Source organism: Stenotrophomonas sp. AS012628 (assembly GCF_010608305.1).
Classification (GTDB): Bacteria; Pseudomonadota; Gammaproteobacteria; order Xanthomonadales; family Xanthomonadaceae; genus Stenotrophomonas; species Stenotrophomonas geniculata.
This window is the reverse complement of record NZ_VMBJ01000092.1, coordinates 1-3,060: the sequence shown is the minus strand read 5'-3', so window position 1 is coordinate 3,060 and position 3,060 is coordinate 1. Positions and strand designations below refer to the sequence as shown.

The 3,060-nt window shown below is 66.2% G+C and carries 3 protein-coding genes; 1 reads left to right on the top strand and 2 read right to left on the bottom strand.

Annotation, left to right across the window (positions count from 1 at the left end):
• The first annotated feature begins 178 nt into the window (after positions 1-178).
• Positions 179-2,062, top strand: coding sequence for an ATP-binding cassette domain-containing protein (locus G5A07_RS21060; protein WP_049454753.1), 1,884 nt, complete (start codon positions 179-181; stop codon positions 2,060-2,062).
• 256 nt (positions 2,063-2,318) lie between these two features.
• Here the strand turns inward: G5A07_RS21060 and G5A07_RS21055 are convergent, their stop codons facing one another.
• Both G5A07_RS21055 and G5A07_RS21050 read right to left on the bottom strand, forming a co-directional pair.
• On the bottom strand, positions 2,319-2,780 hold the full coding sequence (locus G5A07_RS21055; protein WP_010484550.1) for a cytochrome c: 462 nt from the start codon (positions 2,778-2,780) through the stop codon (positions 2,319-2,321).
• A gap of 9 nt (positions 2,781-2,789) precedes the next feature.
• A partial coding sequence (locus tag G5A07_RS21050) for a c-type cytochrome (RefSeq protein ID WP_054171517.1) occupies positions 2,790-3,060 on the bottom strand: 271 nt, incomplete at its 5' end.

The window sequence follows — 3,060 nt, the reverse complement described above, 5'->3', positions numbered from 1 at the left end:
TGGCGCCATGGATGGCGCCATCGAGCCCCCAAGGATGGGTTTACGGCGTGTCCTGCAGACCCACACCGCCCCGCCATTCCACAGGAAACCAGCTTTGGCTGTTGCTTCGGCAGCAGCAGTGGCCGCTGCGGGTGCCGGGTGCAACCCGGCCGACGCCCCCAACCCGTACAATATCCGGATGCCTCTGATTACCCTACAGAACGTCGACTTCAGCGTCGGCGGCCCGTTGTTGCTGGAAAAGGCCGAACTGTCGATCGAGCCGGGCGAACGCATCGCCCTGATCGGCCGCAACGGCGCCGGCAAATCCACCCTGCTCAAGCTGCTGTCCGGCGACCACAAGCCCGATGACGGCGAAGTCCGCGTGCAGCAGGGCGTGCGCGTCACCCGCCTGGAGCAGGAAGTGCCACACGGCGCCGCCGGCTCGGTGTTCGACGTCGTCGCCGATGGCCTCGGCGAACTGGGCCAGTGGCTGGCCGAATTCCACCACCTCAGCCATGCCGAGGTGTTCGATGGCGAAGCCCTCGGCAATGTGCAGGCCAAGATCGACGCCGCCAACGGCTGGGGCCTGGACCAGCGTGTCAGCGAAACCCTGACCAAGCTCGACCTGGACGGCGAGGCCGAGTTTGGCCGCCTGTCCGGCGGCATGAAGCGCCGCGTGCTGCTGGCCCGCGCGCTGGTGTCCAGCCCGGATGTGCTGCTGCTGGACGAACCGACCAACCACCTCGACATCGAAGCCATCGACTGGCTCGAAGCGTTCCTGAAGGGCTGGAGTGGCAGCGTGGTGTTCGTCACCCATGACCGCCGCTTCCTGCGTGCGCTGGCCACCCGCATCGTCGAGATCGACCGCGGTCAGGTCACCAGCTGGCCGGGCGACTGGGCCAACTACGAGCGCCGTCGCGAGGAACGCCTCAACGCGCAGGCGCAGGAAAACGCACGCTTCGACAAGCTGCTGGCGCAGGAAGAAGTGTGGATCCGCCAGGGCATCAAGGCCCGTCGTACCCGCGACGAAGGCCGCGTGCGCCGCCTGAAGGCGATGCGCACCGAGCGTTCGCAGCGCCGCGATCTCAGTGGCAACGTCAAGATGGAAGCCGCGCAGGGCGTCAGCTCCGGCAAGAAGGTCATCGACGTCAAGGACATTTCGTTCGCCTTCGGCGAGCGCACCATGGTCCGCGATTTCACCACGACCATCCTGCGTGGCGACCGCATCGGCCTGATCGGCCCCAACGGCAGTGGCAAGACCACGCTGCTGAAGCTGCTGCTGGGTGAACTGCAGCCGGCCAAGGGCGAAGTCAACGCCGGCACCAACCTGCAGATCGCCTATTTCGACCAGTACCGCGCGGTGCTGCGCGAAGACTGGAGCGCGATCGAGAACGTGGCCGAAGGCCGCGATTTCCTCGAGTTCAACGGCAAGCGCAAGCACGTGCATGCCTACCTGCAGGACTTCATGTTCACCCCGGAACGTGCGCGCGCACCGATCACCCGCCTGTCCGGTGGCGAGCGCAACCGCCTGCTGCTGGCCAAGCTGTTCGCGCAGCCGTCCAACCTGCTGGTGATGGACGAACCGACCAACGACCTCGACGTGGAAACCCTGGAGCTGCTGGAAGAGCTGCTGGGCGACTACACCGGCACGCTGCTGCTGGTCAGCCACGACCGTGACTTCATCGACAACGTGGTGACCTCCACGCTGGTGATGGAAGGCGATGGCGTGATTGGCGAGTACGTCGGCGGCTACAGCGACTGGCAGCGCTATGCAGCCAGCATCGCAGCGCCTGCTGCGGCCCCTGCCGCCAAGCCGGCGGCCCCTGCATCGGCCACCCCGGGCACCGCAGCTCCGGCCGCACCCAAGCGCAAGCTGGCCTACAAGGAAGCGCGCGAACTGGAGCAGCTGCCGAAGACCATCGAGAAGCTGGAAGGCGATGTCGAAGGCCTGACCTCGGCGATGAACGACCCGTCGTTCTACACCCGCAGCAGTGCTGAAGTGACGGCGCACACCCAGCAGCTGGCCAAGGTGCAGGCCGAGCTGGATGCCGCTTACGCGCGCTGGGAAGAGCTGGAAGGCTGAGTATCGGTCGGCGCCAGCAGTGCGCCGATTGATCGAGTCGAGAATCAATAGATCCACGCCATGCGTGGATGGTGGCATCAGTGCGGACCAAGGTCCGCACCCACCGAAGCCGGTTACACCTCCGTACGGACCAACGGTTCGCACCTACCGACGCCGATGCCTGGTAGAGCCACACCATGCGTGGATATCCGGAATCTGTGCGGACCAACGGTCCGCACCTACCAACCGACGGTCCGCACCCACCGGGGGCCTGCGGTCATTTGACCCCGTGCAGATCCCGCAGCTGGCTCGGCCGGCTGCCGAAATACGCCGCCAGATCGGCGATGTCCTGATCACTCAGATCCTTCGCCTGTGGCGTCATCAACATGTGCTGGCGGTCACCGGCGCGGTAGGCCTGCAGGGCGTGCGCCAGATAGTCGCCGTACTGCCCACCCAGCTTCGGATAGGTCGGGTCGATCGGCGCATTGCCGTCAGCCCCGTGGCAGTCGATGCAGCTCTGGTTGGTGGCCTTGCCCTTCACCTTGGCGCGGGCTTCACCGGCGGCCTCGCGGCCTGCGGGCAGGCCGGCCGAAGAAGAAGAGCCGTGTTCGCCGCTGGCATGGCCCGGGTCGGCGGCGGATGTCTCGCTGTTTTCCACCTGCGACTGCGAACAGGCCGCCAGCAGCAGGGCAACGGACAGGGCGATGGCGTGACGCATCGGATGCGCGGCTTTCGACATGGGCGGGCCTTACTTGACGGTGGACAGGTAAACAGAGAGATCGGCGATCTCCTGTTCGCTGAAACTCATCGACTGCGCCTGCATCGTCGGATGCCGGCGCTTGCCCTGGCGGTATTCGGTCAGGGCCTGGGCCAGGTACTGCTGGGTCTGGCCGCCGATCTTCGGCACCCGGTAGCTGGGGTAGGCGTTCTTGTAGCCGGTGATCCCGTGGCAGCCCTGACAGGTGTAGGCCAGGACACGGCCATTGTCGAAGTTGCCGGTGGGGGCGGCGGGCGCCGGG